Here is a 15,306-nt window from a genome sequence, read left to right as displayed (position 1 = left end):
CCAGCATCCACAGTCTTCTGATGCAGACGCGATGTGCGCGCTATGGGCGGGCTGGGCGCTTCAGCCGAAGGACGACGACCGTGTACGCCGCAGCCGACAGCGCCGCGAGAACCATGTGGATGCCGACGAGAAGCGCCGGCAGCCCTTCCCGGGCCTGCCAGACGCCGACGAAGATCTGCACGCCCACAGCGATCGCAAGCGTGATGAGCCAGTATCGCGGCTGCAATCGCAGCACCCAGGCCGAAATGACCAGGGCGGCGATGAGCGCCGCGAGGATGTACCCGGGCCACGAGTGCACGTGCGCGAGCACGGTCGCGTCGAAGCCGTCCCTGATGACGTTGGCGTCGCCGGAGTGCGGGCCGGAGCCGGTCGTCAGCACGCCGAAGAAGATCGTGGCAGCCAGGGCGAGGCCCGTCAGGTGCGAGAGCCCAGCGAACCAGTGCGGAACCACGCTGACGCGCTGCACATCAGGTTCTTTCATGCGCACGAGGAAAGCCGCGGTCACGCACACGAGCGCGAGCGAGGAGGCGTAATGGAACCCGACGATGAACGGATTGAGCCCGGTCAGCACAGTGATGCCGCCCACGAAGGCCTGTGCGACGACGCCGATCAGCACGATCCACGCCAGTGTCGTCAGATCACGACGGGCGGAGGTGATTCGCAGCGAGTGCACGGCACCCAGGATCGTGACCAGGATCAGGCCGAGCGTGAAGAACGGGAAGGCTTCATCGGTGAACAGCAGGGCCACCGCATAGGAGACGAGGCCCGTGACGATGCCAGCCAGAGCGAACCACAGTGCCGCCCGCAACGAGCGGCGCCCGCCCACCGCGTGCAGAGTGAGCAGCAGCACCGCGATGGCGAGGATGCCGACGAGTCCGGTCATGGTGCGGTTGCCGAACTCGATGAGACCGTGGATTCCCTGCACCTCGTAGATCGGCACGAGCGATTCAGGAGTGCACAGCGGCCAATCCGAGCAGCCGAGTCCCGATCCGGTGAGGCGCACGGCGCCACCGGTGCCGATGATGATCACTTCGGCGATGAACGACAGCCAGGCGAACACGCGCAGCGGACGACCGATGACGGCCGATGGTTGTCCCTTTCGAGTGGAACGGACATCGGGGGCGACGATCTCGGGCATGTGTCCTCCGGTCCGCGCCTGGACACACGGACACGGCCCGGATGTCAGGGGAACCTGTAGAATCGGATTGTTGCGATGCATGCCCGCTTGGCGAGAAAGCACCGTTAACAGTTTAGGCGCGAAGATCGCGTCCGTGATGAGGCCCACCAGCGGCACCGAAGCACATCGCCACAGATGTGATTCGACGTGTCGGGGCGGATGACACCGTTTGGGCCCAACGAGGAGAGTGTGATGTCCGATGTGCTGATCGACCGTCCAGAGCTCGATGGTCTGGGGGTGTACGAATTCGGCTGGCACGATGAAGACGCCGCCGGTGCTATCGCGAAACGCGGACTCTCCGAGGACGTCGTCCGCGGAATCTCAGGTCTCAAGAGCGAGCCGGACTGGATGCTGAAGACTCGTCTGAAGGGCCTGCAGCTGTTCGGACGCAAGCCGATGCCCACCTGGGGCGCGGACCTCAGCGACATCGACTTCGACAACATCAAGTACTTCGTCCGGTCCACAGAGAAGCAGGCGCAGTCCTGGGAAGATCTTCCCGCCGAGATCCGCGACACTTACGAGAAGCTCGGCATTCCCGAGGCTGAGCGTCAGCGCCTGGTCGCCGGCGTTGCGGCACAGTACGAGTCCGAGGTCGTCTACCACCAGATCCGCGAAGACCTCGAGCAGCAGGGCGTCATCTTCATGGACACCGACACGGCGCTTCGCGAGCACCCCGAGTTCTTCGAAGAGTACTTCGGCACCGTGATCCCCTCTGGGGACAACAAGTTCGCCGCTCTCAACACCGCAGTCTGGTCGGGCGGCTCCTTCGTGTACGTGCCCAAGGGCGTTCACGTCGAGATCCCGCTGCAGGCGTACTTCCGCATCAACACCGAGAACATGGGTCAGTTCGAGCGCACCCTCATCATCGCCGACGAAGACAGCTACGTCCACTACATCGAGGGCTGCACCGCCCCGATCTACAAGTCGGACTCACTGCACTCCGCTGTGGTCGAGATCATCGTCAAGAAGAACGCTCGCGTTCGCTACACGACGATTCAGAACTGGTCGAACAACGTCTACAACCTCGTCACCAAGCGTGCGGTCGCTCACGAGGGCGCCACCATGGAGTGGGTCGACGGCAACATCGGCTCCAAGGTCACGATGAAGTACCCGTCGATCTACCTGATGGGCGAGCACGCCAAGGGCGAGACGCTCTCGGTCGCATTCGCCGGCCCGGGACAGCACCAGGATGCCGGCGCGAAGATGGTCCACATGGCGCCGTACACGCAGTCGTCGATCGTGTCGAAGTCGATCGCGCGTGGTGGCGGTCGTTCGGCTTACCGAGGCGAGGTCCGTGTGGACCCGGCCGCTCACCATTCGGCGAACTCCGTGGTCTGCGACGCGCTTCTGATCGACACGCAGTCGCGTTCCGACACCTACCCGTCGATCGACATCCGCGTCGACGACGTGCAGCTCGGCCATGAGGCCACGGTCTCGAAGGTCAGTGCGGAGCAGCTCTTCTACCTGCAGTCGCGCGGTTTGGAAGAGACCGAGGCGATGGCGATGATCGTGCGCGGCTTCATTGAGCCGATCGCACGCGAACTGCCGATGGAATACGCCATGGAGTTGAACAAGCTCATTGAAATGGGCATGGAAGGATCGGTCGGCTAAATGGCGGCCCAGGCTACCGCGCCCGCAGAGGCGCAGCACACGAACGCGCACACCGACCCGGCGGCTCAGCTGGCGAACTCGGGTTTCGTTCCGGTTCAGACCCGTTCGGAGCGTCCGCGCTCCTTCGACCCTGACGACTTCGGTGCGCCCACAGGCCGCGAGGTCAACTGGAAGCACACTCCCGTCGCGCAGCTGACTGCGCTGTTCAGCACCGCCGAGCAGAACGACGGCGTCACCTACGAGATCGAGGCCGGCGCGCAGTACGTCGCCGCTTCACTCGCTGCCGGTGACGCACCACGGGGAGAGTTCTTCGTTCCCGAGGACATCGTCTCCGCCGTCGCATGGCAGGGTGCCGATGCGGGCATGCACGTGCGCATCCCACGCGATGAAGAAGTTGCCGAGCCCGTGTTCATCACGATCACCGGCCAGGGTGCTGACCGGCGCGCCGATGCGCACATCGTCATCGAAGCACTCGAGAACAGCGCAGCGACGGTCGTGCTGCGCCACCTCGGTTCCGCGCAGTATGCGCAGAACGTCGAGATCCTCGCCCGACCGGGTTCACGTCTGACAGTCATCAGCGTGCAGCGCTGGGAAGATGATGCGGTTCACGCAGCGTCCCACCAGGCTCGCGTCGACAAGGATGCACTCCTTAAGCACTTCGTCATCAGCTTCGGCGGTGGCATTGTTCGCGTGAATCCGAACGTCGAGCTTTCGGGCACGGGCTCCGAAGGGCGCATGTACGGGCTGAGCTATGCCGACGCAGGACAGCACCTGGAGAGCCAGGTCTACCTGCACCACAAGGGTGCTCACACGATCGGTGACGTTCTCTACAAGGGGGCATTGCAGGGCGAGAAGGCACACAGCGTGTGGATCGGCGACGTGCTCATCGGCGCGGACGCCACCGGTACCGACTCGTACGAAGCGAACCGCAACCTGGTGCTCACCGAGGGCGCACGCGCCGACTCGATCCCGAACCTCGAGATCAAGACCGGTGACATCCTCGGCGCAGGTCACGCCAGTGCGACCGGTCGTTTCGACGATGAGCAGCTGTTCTACCTGCAGGCTCGTGGCATCGATGAAGAAGAGGCCCGCCGCCTGGTGGTTCTCGGCTTCCTCATCGATGTCGTGCAGCGCCTCGGCATTCCCGCTCTGGAAGAGGAGCTGCTCGCTGCGATCGACGCCGAGCTTGCGGCGGTGAGCGCATGACCGCTCAGCGCGCGTGCAGTGCAAGCGAGCTCGAGCAGGACACACCGCTGCGCGTTGAGCTCGACGGTGTGCCGATCGCCATTGTGAAGGACTCGAACGATGAGATCCACGCGATCGGCGACACCTGCACCCACGGTGCGATCTCGCTCTCCGAAGGATTCGTCGAAGGCGACACGCTGGAATGCTGGGCCCACGGCTCGCAGTTCTCGTTGCTCACCGGCATCCCCCAGAATCTCCCCGCTTATGAGCCCGTTCCGGTCTACGTCGTCACGATCGACGGCGACGACGTGCTCATTGATCCGACTGTGACGAAGGAAGTCTGAAATGTCTGTTCTTGAAATCCGCGACCTGCATGTCTCGGTCGAGACCGAGGCCGGGTCGACCCCGATCCTCAACGGAATCAACCTCACCATGAAGACCGGTGAGACCCACGCCATCATGGGCCCCAACGGCTCGGGCAAGTCCACCCTCGCGTATACGATCTCGGGTCACCCGAAGTACACCGTCACCGGTGGAACGATCACCTTCGACGGTGAGGACGTCCTTGCGATGTCCGTCGACGAGCGCGCACGCGCAGGGCTCTTCCTCGCGATGCAGTATCCCGTCGAGATCCCTGGCGTCACGGTCACCAACTTCCTGCGCACCGCCAAGACGGCACTCGACGGCGAAGCGCCCTCGATCCGCTCCTGGACCAAGGACGTCAAGTCCGCGATGACGAATCTGCGTATGGATCCGAAGTTCGCGCAGCGCAACGTGAACGAAGGTTTCTCGGGCGGAGAGAAGAAGCGTCACGAGATCCTGCAGCTCGAGGTGCTCAAGCCGAAGTTCGCGATTCTTGACGAAACCGACTCCGGTCTTGACGTCGACGCGTTGAAGATCGTTTCCGAGGGTGTCAACCGCGCGAAGGAGGCTACCGGTCTCGGTGTGCTGCTCATCACGCACTACACGCGCATCCTCCGCTACATCCGTCCGGAGTTCGTGCACGTCATCGTCGCAGGGAAGATCGTTGAAGAGGGCGGCCCCGAGCTCGCTGACCGTCTCGAGGAAGAGGGCTACGACCGCTTCCTCGACCCTGCTGCCCCGATCGAGGCGTAGGCTGAGGCCATGAGCGCGACTCTTGCACCTGAGAAGTTCGAAGAGGTCACCGAGGCTCTCAAAGACGTCATGGATCCCGAACTCGGGATCAACGTCGTCGACCTCGGCCTGATCTACGATCTGGCCTGGGACGATGAGAACGATGCCCTCGTCATTCACATGACGCTCACCAGCGCTGGCTGCCCGCTCACCGATGTGCTCGAAGAGCAGACCGCGCAGGCTCTGGACTCCGTCGTCGACCGGTTCCGCATCAACTGGGTGTGGATGCCGCCGTGGGGTCCCGAGAAGATCACGGACGACGGGCGCGACATGATGCGCGCGCTCGGCTTCGCGATCTGACGTGATCCAGAAGGTCTCGGCACTTCCGCTGGAGCAGCTCAGGCAGCGCACCAGCGAGAAGTGGCGTGAGTATCCCGAGGACGTTCTGCCACTGTTCGTCGCCGAGACCGACTTTCCGCTGGCTCCAGCGATCACCGCGGCGCTCGAGCGTGCGGTGCGCACGGGCGATACCGGTTATGTTGCCTCGCGCACCCCGCTCGCCGAGGCCTTTGTGGGCTTCGCGCAGCGTCGATACGGCTGGACACCGGATGCTGCTCGGATGCGGTCGACCGCCGATGTCAGTATGGGTATCGTCGAGATCTTGCGGCGGGTGACGAGTCCGGGGGACCGGGTCATCGTCACGACTCCCGTCTACCCGCCGTTCTTCGATCTCGTCGAAGAAGCTGGCGCCACCGTCGAACGTGTTCCGCTGCGCGACGTGGGTGATCTCTGGGAGCTGGATCTCGACGGCATCCGTATCGCGCTGGAGAACGGTGCGCGTGCGGTTCTGCTGTGCAATCCGCATAACCCGACCGGCACTGTGCACTCGGCGGCGTCTCTCGCGGCTCTCGCCGAGCTCGCGGCGGCTCACGGCGCTGCCGTGGTCTCTGATGAGATCCACGCGCCGCTTGCTCAGCCTGACTCGGGATTCGCCCCGTTCCTGGGCGTATCGGATGCCGCGCGCACCGTCGGCTACGCCGTCGTCAGCGCGAGCAAGGCATTCAACCTTGCGGGCCTCAAGTGCGCGCTGATGGTCACCGCCGCAGACGACACCACGCGGCTACTGCGAAGCCTGCCTATTGAGGTGGAATGGCGTACGGGTCAGTTCGGGATGCTCGCAGCCACTGCCGCTTTCGCGCCGGAGAGCGACGTATGGCTGGATGGACTGCTCGTCACTCTTGATGGGAATCGTCGTCTCATCGCAGACCTCCTCGCTGAGCACCTTCCCGGCGCGCACTATCGGATCCCGGATGCCGGCTATCTCGCCTGGATCGACCTCACGGATCTCGGCTGGGGCGCGAACCCCTCTAAACGCATTCTCCACGAGGCCAAGGTTGCCCTGCACTTCGGGCCGGCGTTCGGCGCCGAAGGGGCAGGCCATGTCCGGCTGAACTTCGGCACGAGTCCTGAGATCATCACCGAAGCGATCACCCGCATCGCCGCTCTCGGTCTGCGTGAATCTTCGCCCCGCGCATGAGCCTGCAGGCTGTCCCATCGATCTGGGATAGGGAGCGCGTCTGGGTCACGATCGGTGCGATCGCGCTGATCTTCTTCGCAGCGATTGAATCGCTCGCCGTCACCACCGTCATGCCCGTGGTCAGCGCGGCTCTGGATGGCGAAGCTCTCTACGCGGTGGCGTTCGCGGGGACATTGGCGACCAGCGTCATCGGCATGGTCGCATGCGGCGCGTGGTCGGACGCACGGGGTCCGCGTGGGCCTCTGTACGTCGCTGTGTCGCTGTTCATCGCTGGTCTGCTGATCTCTGGGTTCGCGTTCTCGATGGAGCAGTTCCTCGTAGGCCGCCTCGTGCAGGGTCTTGGTGCAGGTGGCGAGACTGTCGCACTCTACGTCGTCGTCGCACGGCTCTACCCGTCGCAGCTGCACGGACGGATCTTCGCGGCATTCGCCGCCGCGTGGGTTGTACCCGCAATGATCGGACCATTCCTGGCCGGCGCTGTTGCAGAGTTCCTCGACTGGCGATGGGCGTTCCTCGGCGTCGCGGTGCTCACCGCGATCGCTTTCGTCATGATCGCGGTCAGGCTTCGCGCGCTGGAGCTCGGTGGCGGCGACGCCTCCAGCATCAAAGGTCTCACCCGTCGGCTGCTGCTCGCGGTCCTTGTGGCAGTGGCTGCTGTCGCCGTGGGCCTGACTGCCGACGCTCCGCCGACGGTGGGGTGGCCGATCGCGCTCATTGCGCTGGTCGTGATCGGGTTCGCCGTCGTGCCACTGCTGCCCAAGGGCACACTTCGCGCCGCCCGAGGACTGCCGAGCGTGGTGCTCGTGCGAGGTCTCGTCGCTGGCGCATTCTTCGCCACCGAGGCGTATATCCCGTATCTGCTGATGGCCGAGTTCGGCTTCACTCCGACCTGGGCGGGAATCGCGCTGATGTTCGCGGCCTTCGCCTGGGCCGGGGGATCCGCGATCCAGGGGCGGTTCGGCGAAGAACTCGGCAACCGCCGCATCGCCTTCATCAGCCTCGCGCTGCTCCTCGTCGCCGTCATGAGTGTGCTGGTCACTGCCCTGACCGCCGCGAGCCCGCTCATCGTCGTGATCGGCTGGGCACTCGCCGGCGGCGGCATGGGGCTGCTGTACCCGCGGCTCACCGTGCTGACGCTGGCATACTCCGCACCGGGGAATGCAGGGTTCAACTCTTCGGCACTCTCGATCTCCGACGCCACGGGCTCGTCGGTTGCCGTCGCTCTCGCCGGGCTGGGTGTTGCGACGCTGGGCGGAGGCGCGGGAGCATTTCCGCTCGTCTTCGTCTTCTCGGCCATCGTGCTGCTGTTGGCGCTGCTTCCGGGATTCCGGCTCGGTCGCGGAGCTGAACTGAGCTGAGGGGACCGTGCGAGCCGCAGCGCGGCGATCATCAAGAGCACGGCCAGTAGTGCTGTGAGCGGTGTCGCGCCGAGGACCAGAAGTTCAGCGATGGCGGCGATGCCAAGTGCAGATGCCGCGGTGAGGCGCACGGTGGACCGTGTTGCCCTGGGAGTGGGACGCGCTTCGATCCGTGCCAGAGCCCAAGCGACCAGCGCTGTCAAGGTGAAGACGACGGCAAGCCACAGCGGACGCGTCATCCACCACCCGAGACTGCTCGGCTCTGGCAGCAGGATGCCAGTGGTCATCGCGAACACGGCGCTCGCGCCAGCCATCGCGAGCAGCACGGGCATGTGCCAGAGATAGATCGTCATCGCACGCGGTGTGACGAACTTGCGCAGGTGCCTGCCCAGAGGCATCCTGCTCCAGGCGTTCAGCCGCTCGCGCAGGAGCGACATCAGCATGGTGTGCGCCACGCCGACGAACAGGAGCGCTGTCGTCGGCGGGTTGATGTTCTCGATGAGATCGGAAGAATAGATGCCCGCAGTGACGCTGAGGATGAGCCCGCCCAAAGCGGCGAGCGCGATGACCGCGCGCATCCGGCGGGACACCGACCCGATTCGCCCGTCGGCGAGGAAGAATCCCACCTGCTGCAGTGCGAGCCACACGAATGCGAGGTTCAGGAAGCCGAGTGCATCGACCCCGGTGAAGAACCGCACGGCATCGACGACCGCGGCGCCGGCGACGAGAAGTGCGATCGTGCACCAGGGAGCGCGCTCATGAGCGCGCATGAGCGCGGGCATTAGCACCTGGCAGAGCAGGAACACCCCGAGGAACCAGAGCGGCTGTCCGAATCGGAACCCTGCGATTCCCACCAGGTCTCCTGGTACGCCGTACGCGAGGAGCGCGGTAAGACCGATAGCGACGATTCCGACAGTCCACACGGCAGGCAGGAGAAGGCGATGGATCCGCGCGGCGACGAAGGCCGATGCTGTGCCGCCGCGATTACGTGAGCGGATGAACGACGTGTAGCCGGCGAACCCGGCGATCACGAAGAACAGCGGCATGACCTGAAGCAGCCAGCTCAGCGGTGCGATCCACGCTGACCCATCGCTCGCGTTGGCGAACATGGGACCGGCATCGGTCACTGTGACGCCGACCATGAGCGAGTGGATCAGGACGACTCCGACCACGCAGAAGGCGCGGACGAGGTCGATGCCGGTATCTCTGGCGCCACCGGACGACGACGCAGCTGGCGTAGGCGTTCGAGTGGTGATCGGACGCAGATCCGCGATGGCCATGTGATTCCTCCTCAGTAGGTGTCTGAGGAGGTTATGAACCTGATGCCGGTGGCCGCATCACACGATGGTGCCGACCTGCCCCATACCGTCGTACGGGGTCTCAGGCGGGTTCAGCGAGGCCGGTGTCGTACGCGAAGATCACGGCCTGCACGCGGTCGCGTGCGCCGATCTTCGCGAGCACCTTGCCTACGTGCGTCTTCACTGTCTGCTCGGCGATGAACAGGGTAGAAGCGATTTCGCCGTTGGAGCGTCCTTGGCCGATCAGCACGAGCACCTCGCGCTCACGATCGGTGAGTTCGGCAAGCAGGTTCGTGGATGCTGTGGTCCGTGGCTTCTGCGTGGCGAACTGCGCGATCATGCGGCGGGTCACGCTCGGGGACAGAAGAGCATCGCCGGCGGCGATCACCCGTACGGCGTGCACCAGCTCTTCTGGGAGAGCATCCTTCAGCAGAAATCCGCTGGCGCCCGCCTGCAGCGCATCGTAGATGTAGTCGTCGATGTCGAACGTCGTGAGCATGAGGATGCGCGGCACCTTGGCGGCGGCGTAGCCGGGGCCGAGGATTCGACGCGTGGCCTCTATGCCGTCCAGCTGCGGCATTCGCACATCCATCAGGATCACGTCCGGATCGACGCGTGCCGCAAGAGACACCGCTTCGAGCCCGTCGGAGGCTTGCCCTGTCACGGTGATGCCGTCGTGTGCGTCGAGGAGCGCGGCGAAGCCCGCTCTGACCATTGCCTGGTCATCGGCGATGAGGACTTCGATCGTCACGGGCATCCTGCCGTCATGGTGTTCCTTCCAACGATGCGTTCGGATGCCGCGGCATCCGCGCTGTCACTGTCCAGAGCCCCTCGGCATCGGGACCTGCAACGCAACTGCCATCGAGGAGCATGGCACGCTCTTGCATGCCACGCAGTCCATGACCGCCCGGAACCTCGGTTGCTTCGGTGTCGTACGCGTTGCGTACGACGAGTGTCACATCCGTGTCATCCGCTGACAACGATACCGAGATCGGGGACCCGGGGGAGTGTCGGAGGGCGTTGCTCAGCGCTTCCTGCGTGATCCGATAGATGGCAAGCTGCGTGGCGGTGGAGACATCGCCGCTGACGGCGTGGTCCAGCGATACTGCGGCCCCTGCACGGCGGGTCGTCTCCACGAGCGTGGGGACTTCTTCGATGCCGTAATGCGGTGCGAGTTCTGCGGTTTGATCTTCTGTGCGGAGCACACCGAGAATGCGGCGCATCTCAGTGAGCGCCCCCCGAGCGGATGCAGCGATGTCATCGAACTCGGACACGGCATCCGGTGCGAGACCGGGGACTCGGTACCGGGCTGTGGAGGCCTGGACCTGGATGAGCGACATACTGTGCGCCACGACGTCATGCAGTTCGCGCGCGATGCGGGTGCGCTCCTCGACGAGTTCGCGCCTGGACTGTTCCTGTGCAGTGTTGGCCCGCTCGCGGGTGAGCTCCTCGCCGAGCCGAAGACGTCCGGCGAGCAGGAGCGCTATCAGGTAGATGCCGGCGACGATCGAGGTTGTGACGATCAGAGAGTTACCGCTCGGAATGGACGGCTGCATGATCGCCGCGATGACGCCGGCGGCACTGCCGAGGGCGAACTGGATGAGCCCGGGTCGCCAGCCCCGCCGGAATGTCACGGTCGCGACGACGACGACGAAGGCGATCAGCATCGGCACCGACCACGGCCAGGGTGCGCTCACCGACGCCTCGCGCGAAACCATCAAGGGGAAGAGCACCGCCGACACCGTGAACAGGATCACGGCGAGGTTCGGATACCAGAGCGAGACCAGTGGCGCGCCGACCGCCGCGAGCGCGAGAGCCATGGTGACCGCGACCGGTGCGCCGTAGATGGCAGCGTGCACGGGCACGAGCACGGCATAGAGGATCACGGCGATCACGGCCAGGATCACGGTGAGCACGAAGGTGCGGTCGCGTGGCAGAACGTTGCGGTGTCTCCCGCGCTTGCTCTTGGTCGCCTCCATGGGAGTCATCCTGTCACCTCAGCGGTGGCGTGCTCGGACAGCTCGCTCTCCGCAGCAGCGCGCTCCGCTGCGTCCTGGTCCCGTCGGCGACGGCGAATCGTCGTCACCCGGTCGATCACGAAGCCGATGATCAAGGCCGCAGCGATTCCGATCACGGCGCTCAGCAATGGCTGATCCACGAGCCATTTCCCGGCGAGGAGGCCGATGCTGACGCTGTAGATCGCCCATGAGACTGCCGCCACCATGCTGATCGGCAGGAAACGCCGCCACGGATATCCGAGTGCACCGGCAGACATGTTCACCGCAACGCGGCCGACCGGGATGTACCGGGCGCCGAGGATGAGCGGAGCGCCGCTGCTGGTCAGTCGGCTCTGCGCACGTGCGAACACCGCGGCAACGCGAGGGCGTCGCATCCAGGCGAAGCGGGTCGTGCCCACAGAGCGGCCGATGGCATACGCGATGTTGTCGCCGATCAAGGCGCCGAGGGCTGCGAGAGAGACCAGCAGCACGAGATCGGTACCACCGGTGGATGCTGCGACCGCAGCCGCGGCAACGAGCACCGTCTCGCTCGGAATCGGCGGGAAGAAGCCGTCGATCACTGCTGTCGCGAAGATGACCAGATACAGCCACGGAGAGGCAACCGCCTGCATGATGAGCTCGTTGATGATGTCCACGAGGAGAACCTACGTGCGAGGTTCAGCACACCACATCACCCCCGGGTATCGATCCCGTCATACTTCAGGGGGGTCTTGAGCATCGGGGATCCGCGCAGGCGGCGCGACGTATACTGAGGGGCTGGTCCGGTGTCTTCACACTTCGCGGGCCGCTCCATCCCCCCTGACGAAACGGACAATTGCTGTGCTTGCCGTGCACGACCTCGAGATTCGCGTTGGCGCCCGCCTCCTTATGGATGGCGTGTCGTTCCGCGTCTCCGACGGCGACAAGATCGGACTGGTCGGACGCAACGGCGCCGGCAAGACCACTCTGACGAAGGTGCTCGCGGGTGACCTGCTGCCTTCGGAAGGCAAGGTGACGAAGTCCGGAGAGCTGGGCTACCTCCCGCAGGACCCCCGCTCGGGCGATCCGGAGATGCTCGCGCGCACCCGCATCCTGGATGCACGAGGTCTCGGCACCATTCAGCTGGGTCTGAGCAAAGCTGCCGAAGACATGGCATCCGCTGACCCGGCCGTCGCCGAGAAGGCGATGCGTCGCTTCGGCAACCTCACCGAGCAGTTCGAGGGCCTCGGCGGCTACGCGGCCGAGGCTGAGGCCGCATCCATCGCGAACAACCTCTCACTGCCCGATCGCATCCTCGATCAGCCGTTGAAGTCGCTCTCCGGCGGGCAGCGGCGACGCATCGAGCTCGCGCGCATCCTGTTCTCCGATGCCGAGACGATGATCCTCGATGAGCCGACCAACCACCTCGACGCCGACAGTGTCGTGTGGCTGCGCGAATTCCTGAAGAACTACAAGGGCGGGCTGATCGTGATCAGCCACGATATCGAGATCGTCGGCGAGACTGTGAACCGGGTGTTCTACCTCGACGCCAACCGTCAGAGCATCGACATCTACAACATGAACTGGAAGAACTACCTGCGCCAGCGGGTGGCTGACGAGGAGCGCCGCAAGAAGGAGCGCGCGAACGCCGAGAAGAAGGCGACTTCGCTGCAGCAGCAGGCCGCCCGCTTCGGTGCCAAGGCATCCAAGGCTGCGGCTGCGCACCAGATGGTCGCGCGCGCAGAGAAGCTGCTCGCCGGTCTGGACGACGTGCGCGAGGTGGATCGGGTCGCAAAGCTCCGGTTCCCGAAGCCGGCGCCCTGCGGCAAGACGCCGATGATGGCGTCAGGCCTGTCGAAGTCGTACGGTTCGCTGGAGATCTTCACCGATGTCGACCTCGCGATCGACCGCGGCTCCAAGGTCGTTGTACTCGGCCTCAACGGTGCCGGCAAAACCACGCTGCTACGGATGCTGGCTGGCGTCGATGAGCCGGACACGGGGGAGCTGCAGCCGGGATTCGGCGTGAAGATCGGCTACTACGCGCAGGAGCACGAGAACCTCGACGTCGAACGATCCGTGCTGCAGAACATGGTCTCGGCGGCTCCCCACATCACCGAGATGGAGGCGCGGCGCGTACTGGGTTCGTTCCTGTTCACCGGTGACGATGTGCTCAAGCCCGCCGGGGTCCTCTCTGGCGGCGAGAAGACTCGTCTGTCGCTCGCGACGCTGGTCGTGTCATCCGCGAACCTGCTGCTGCTCGACGAGCCGACGAACAACCTCGACCCCGCGTCGCGCGAAGAGATCCTCGACGCACTCGCGCACTACGAGGGTGCAGTCGTGCTCGTCTCGCATGATCCCGGTGCTGTTGCGTCCCTGAACCCCGAGCGCGTTCTGATCCTGCCCGACGGCGTCGAGGACATCTGGAACCAGGAGTACCAGGACCTCATAGAGCTCGCCTGACGCGCTTTTCGCGTGAGACAGGCATAACGGAGCAGCACGATAGCGTCGAAGCATGGTGGATCAGCGATTGGCGAAGTCGTTCGAGAGCATCGGCGAGGAGTACGACCGCTTTCGGCCCGGCTTTCCGGATGCCGCAGCCGAGGACATCGTGCCGAAGCGGGTGGATGCTGTGCTCGACCTTGGCGCCGGCACGGGCAAGTTCACTGAGCTGCTGATCGAGCGCGCTGATCGGGTGGTTGCTGTCGAGCCGTCGGCGGCGATGCTCGATGTGCTGCGGGCGAAGCTCCCGTCGGTGGAGTCACTGGACGGTGGTGCCGAGAGCATCCCGCTTCCAGATGAGTCCGTGGATGCCGTCACCGTCGCGCAGGCTTTCCACTGGTTCGATCGGGATGCCGCATGCACCGAGATCCGGCGCGTGCTGGTGCCAGGTGGGACGCTGGGACTGCTGTGGAACCATTCCGACCCGGACTGCACGTGGGATCGAGCCTGTCACCGTGTCGCGCATCCGGCGGTCAGCACTGAAGCTGACTCGACGACGGCAACGGCTGTCGATGAACTGCCCGGATTCGTGTTCGATCACCACACAGAGATCGCCTGGTCAGAGCACATCACGCGAGAGGACTATCTGCGGCGCTGGCTCACAGTCAGCAGCTTCCTCGCAGCTGAGGAAGCGACGCGCACCGCGATGATCTCCGAACTCGCCCGCATCCTCGACACCGATCCGGCGACTGCGGGGAGGGCGGAGTTCACCCTCCCGATGGTGACCGAGGTGTTCGTCTACTCACGAGCCGGGAGCGTGCGGGACGACGTCGCTACTTGACGCCGAGGAAGCTGCGGTCGGTCAGAACGATCGGGCCGTCGGCGGTGATCGCCACCGTGTGCTCGGAGTGTGCGCCGCGTGAGCCATCCGCACTGCGGAGAGTCCACCCGTCGGCATCGGTGCGCAGTTCGTCAGTGGTTTCCAGGAACCAGGGCTCGAGCGCGAGAACGAGACCATCGCGCAGTGGGAAGCCCCGGCCTGCGCGGCCGTCGTTCGCCACGTGCGGGTCGCCGTGCATGGTCCGCCCGACACCGTGTCCGCCGAAGTCGGTGTTGATCGAGTAACCCTCGCCGTGCGCGATGGTGGCGACAGCAGCAGAGATATCGCCGATGCGGTTGCCGACCGTGGCGGCGGCGATCGCCGCATCCAGCGCGCGCTCGGTCGTATCGATCAGGCGCAGATCCTCTTCGCGTGCGGTGCCGACGACGAAGGAGACCGCTGAGTCGGCGACCCATCCATCGACCGCGACGGCAAAGTCCAGCGAGACGAGATCGCCGTCGCGCAGCGTGTAGTCGTGGGGGAGTCCGTGCAGCACGGCGTCGTTGATCGACGTGCAGATGACTTTGCCGAACGGGCCGTTGCCGAATGACGGCGCGTAGTCGATGTAGCAGGATTCTGCTCCGGCCTTGCGGATCAGCTCGTGTGCCCTGCGATCGATCGACAGCAGATTCGTGCCGATCTTCGTCTCGTCGCGCAGCGTCGCCAGGGTTTCGGCGACGAAACGTCCCGCAGCCTTCATCTCTTCGATCTCGGCCGGGGTGCGCAGTTCGATCATGGTGTTCCTCTCGT

The 15,306-nt window shown here is 64.9% G+C and carries 14 protein-coding genes and 1 pseudogene; 9 read left to right on the top strand and 6 right to left on the bottom strand.

Annotation, left to right across the window (positions count from 1 at the left end; genetic code table 11):
- Positions 1-40: 40 nt before the first annotated feature.
- Positions 41-1,138: a COX15/CtaA family protein gene (locus ACTU6U_RS11760; RefSeq protein WP_443469298.1), complete on the bottom strand. Its 1,098-nt coding sequence runs from the start codon at positions 1,136-1,138 to the stop codon at positions 41-43.
- Positions 1,139-1,369: 231 nt separating this feature from the next.
- Between ACTU6U_RS11760 and sufB the strand changes: the two genes are divergently transcribed.
- From sufB to ACTU6U_RS11725, 7 genes are read left to right on the top strand one after another with little or no spacing between them, the layout of a single operon-like run.
- Entirely contained in the window at positions 1,370-2,788 is a 1,419-nt protein-coding gene (gene sufB, locus ACTU6U_RS11755; protein WP_443469297.1) for a Fe-S cluster assembly protein SufB, read from the top strand.
- Positions 2,789-3,994 (top strand): Fe-S cluster assembly protein SufD, encoded by a 1,206-nt coding sequence (sufD, locus tag ACTU6U_RS11750; protein WP_443469296.1) that lies wholly within the window; start codon positions 2,789-2,791, stop codon positions 3,992-3,994.
- The gene (locus ACTU6U_RS11745; RefSeq protein WP_443469295.1) at positions 3,991-4,317 is read left to right on the top strand and encodes a non-heme iron oxygenase ferredoxin subunit; all 327 of its coding nucleotides are present in this window, start codon (positions 3,991-3,993) and stop codon (positions 4,315-4,317) included. The genes sufD and ACTU6U_RS11745 overlap by 4 nt, the downstream gene beginning before the upstream one ends.
- A 1-nt stretch (position 4,318) precedes the next feature.
- Positions 4,319-5,089 (top strand): Fe-S cluster assembly ATPase SufC, encoded by a 771-nt coding sequence (gene sufC / locus ACTU6U_RS11740; protein ID WP_443469294.1) that lies wholly within the window; start codon positions 4,319-4,321, stop codon positions 5,087-5,089.
- A gap of 9 nt (positions 5,090-5,098) precedes the next feature.
- On the top strand, positions 5,099-5,428 hold the full coding sequence (locus ACTU6U_RS11735) for a metal-sulfur cluster assembly factor (RefSeq protein ID WP_417511530.1): 330 nt from the start codon (positions 5,099-5,101) through the stop codon (positions 5,426-5,428).
- Between the two features lie 4 nt (positions 5,429-5,432).
- Positions 5,433-6,605, top strand: coding sequence for a MalY/PatB family protein (locus ACTU6U_RS11730; protein WP_443469496.1), 1,173 nt, complete (start codon positions 5,433-5,435; stop codon positions 6,603-6,605).
- Positions 6,602-7,963, top strand: a complete 1,362-nt coding sequence (locus tag ACTU6U_RS11725; RefSeq protein ID WP_443469293.1) for an MFS transporter — start codon at positions 6,602-6,604, stop codon at positions 7,961-7,963. Before ACTU6U_RS11730 ends, ACTU6U_RS11725 begins: the two co-directional genes overlap by 4 nt.
- 230 nt (positions 7,964-8,193) lie before the next feature.
- On the opposite strand, the pseudogene ACTU6U_RS11720 reads toward ACTU6U_RS11725, so the two are convergent.
- From ACTU6U_RS11720 to ACTU6U_RS11705, 4 genes and pseudogenes are all read right to left on the bottom strand, one after another.
- Positions 8,194-9,105, bottom strand: a pseudogene (locus ACTU6U_RS11720) (acyltransferase family protein); the annotation flags it as partial.
- A gap of 238 nt (positions 9,106-9,343) precedes the next feature.
- Positions 9,344-10,012: a response regulator gene (locus tag ACTU6U_RS11715; protein WP_443469292.1), complete on the bottom strand. Its 669-nt coding sequence runs from the start codon at positions 10,010-10,012 to the stop codon at positions 9,344-9,346.
- Between the two features lie 13 nt (positions 10,013-10,025).
- Complete coding sequence (locus tag ACTU6U_RS11710; RefSeq protein WP_443469291.1) at positions 10,026-11,249, bottom strand: sensor histidine kinase; 1,224 nt, start codon at positions 11,247-11,249, stop codon at positions 10,026-10,028.
- Positions 11,246-11,914 carry a DedA family protein gene (locus ACTU6U_RS11705; RefSeq protein WP_443469290.1) on the bottom strand — a complete coding sequence of 223 codons (669 nt, stop codon included), beginning with the start codon at positions 11,912-11,914 and terminating at the stop codon, positions 11,246-11,248. Before ACTU6U_RS11705 ends, ACTU6U_RS11710 begins: the two co-directional genes overlap by 4 nt.
- 184 nt (positions 11,915-12,098) lie before the next feature.
- Between ACTU6U_RS11705 and ACTU6U_RS11700 the strand changes: the two genes are divergently transcribed.
- The gene (locus ACTU6U_RS11700) at positions 12,099-13,697 is read left to right on the top strand and encodes an ABC-F family ATP-binding cassette domain-containing protein (protein ID WP_443469289.1); all 1,599 of its coding nucleotides are present in this window, start codon (positions 12,099-12,101) and stop codon (positions 13,695-13,697) included.
- A 52-nt stretch (positions 13,698-13,749) separates the two neighbouring features.
- Complete coding sequence (locus ACTU6U_RS11695; protein WP_443469288.1) at positions 13,750-14,517, top strand: class I SAM-dependent methyltransferase; 768 nt, start codon at positions 13,750-13,752, stop codon at positions 14,515-14,517.
- Here the strand turns inward: ACTU6U_RS11695 and map are convergent.
- On the bottom strand, positions 14,510-15,292 hold the full coding sequence (gene map, locus ACTU6U_RS11690) for a type I methionyl aminopeptidase (protein WP_443469287.1): 783 nt from the start codon (positions 15,290-15,292) through the stop codon (positions 14,510-14,512). The genes ACTU6U_RS11695 and map overlap by 8 nt on opposite strands.
- Between the last annotated feature and the right edge of the window lie 14 nt (positions 15,293-15,306).

The organism is Microbacterium zouquanmingi (genome assembly GCF_052266695.1).
In the GTDB taxonomy this organism is placed as follows: Bacteria; Actinomycetota; Actinomycetes; order Actinomycetales; family Microbacteriaceae; genus Microbacterium.
The sequence above is the reverse complement of the archived record's forward strand: the minus strand, read 5'-3'. Positions and strand labels throughout refer to the sequence as shown.

Bases quoted from the DNA above. Each gene is read 5' to 3' on its own strand.
- ACTU6U_RS11760 (WP_443469298.1), bottom strand. From the start codon at position 1,138: ATGCCCGAGATCGTCGCCCCCGATGTCCGTTCCACTCGAAAGGGACAA.
- sufB (WP_443469297.1), top strand. From the start codon at position 1,370: ATGTCCGATGTGCTGATCGACCGTCCAGAGCTCGATGGTCTGGGGGTG.
- sufD (WP_443469296.1), top strand. From the start codon at position 2,789: ATGGCGGCCCAGGCTACCGCGCCCGCAGAGGCGCAGCACACGAACGCG.
- ACTU6U_RS11745 (WP_443469295.1), top strand. From the start codon at position 3,991: ATGACCGCTCAGCGCGCGTGCAGTGCAAGCGAGCTCGAGCAGGACACA.
- sufC (WP_443469294.1), top strand. From the start codon at position 4,319: ATGTCTGTTCTTGAAATCCGCGACCTGCATGTCTCGGTCGAGACCGAG.
- ACTU6U_RS11735 (WP_417511530.1), top strand. From the start codon at position 5,099: ATGAGCGCGACTCTTGCACCTGAGAAGTTCGAAGAGGTCACCGAGGCT.
- ACTU6U_RS11725 (WP_443469293.1), top strand. From the start codon at position 6,602: ATGAGCCTGCAGGCTGTCCCATCGATCTGGGATAGGGAGCGCGTCTGG.
- ACTU6U_RS11710 (WP_443469291.1), bottom strand. From the start codon at position 11,249: ATGACTCCCATGGAGGCGACCAAGAGCAAGCGCGGGAGACACCGCAAC.
- ACTU6U_RS11695 (WP_443469288.1), top strand. From the start codon at position 13,750: ATGGTGGATCAGCGATTGGCGAAGTCGTTCGAGAGCATCGGCGAGGAG.
- map (WP_443469287.1), bottom strand. From the start codon at position 15,292: ATGATCGAACTGCGCACCCCGGCCGAGATCGAAGAGATGAAGGCTGCG.